The 741-nt window shown below is 66.3% G+C and carries 1 protein-coding gene; it reads left to right on the top strand.

What is annotated here, in order from left to right; translation table 11 throughout:
• Positions 1 to 741, top strand: a 741-nt coding sequence (locus tag AC09SL_RS29470; RefSeq protein ID WP_479572006.1) for an AMP-binding protein, incomplete at both ends; no start/stop codon positions are given.

The following is a 741-nucleotide window of genomic DNA, read 5'->3' as shown; positions in this document are numbered from 1 at the left end:
TTGCTGGACTTCCTCGAACAGCACCAGGTGCACGCCTTCGACTCCACGCCGTCGCAGCTCGACACCCTGCTCGCCGCCGGCCTGCTGGAGCGAAGCCGCTACCAACCGGTGAGCGTGCTGCTCGGCGGCGAGGCGATCAATGCCGCGACCTGGACGAAGCTACGCAACTGCCCGAGCATCCGTTTCTACAACATGTACGGCCCGACCGAATGCACGGTGGACGCCACCATCGACCTGATCCGCGACCTGGGCGAGCGGCCGAGCATTGGCCGGCCGATTGCCAACGTCCAGGTGCACGTGCTCGATGCCCGCGGCGAACCGACGCCGTTGGGCGTGGCCGGTGAACTGCACATCGGTGGCGCCGGCGTGGCCCGGGGTTACCTGAACCGACCGGAGCTGAGCGCCGAGCGTTTCGTCGTCGATCCGTTCAGCACTGAGCCGAACGCACGCCTGTACAAGACCGGCGACCTCGGCCGCTGGCTGGCCGACGGCACACTGGAATACCTGGGCCGCAATGACTTCCAGGTGAAGATCCGTGGTTTCCGCATCGAGCTGGGGGAAATCGAGAACGTCTTGCTGGGTTGTGCCGGTGTCACCGACGCCGTGGTGATCGCTCGCGAGGACAATCGCCTGGTGGCGTACCTCTGCGGTGAACCGGCCAACGCCGAACACCTGCGCAGCGCCCTGCTCGAGCATCTGCCCGAATACATGGTGCCCAGCGCCTTCGTCCACCTCGATGCC

The sequence above is a fragment of the Pseudomonas sp. PF05 genome (assembly GCF_056521845.1).
Note: the sequence above shows the minus strand (reverse complement) of the source record. Positions and strands in the feature narration are given on the sequence as shown.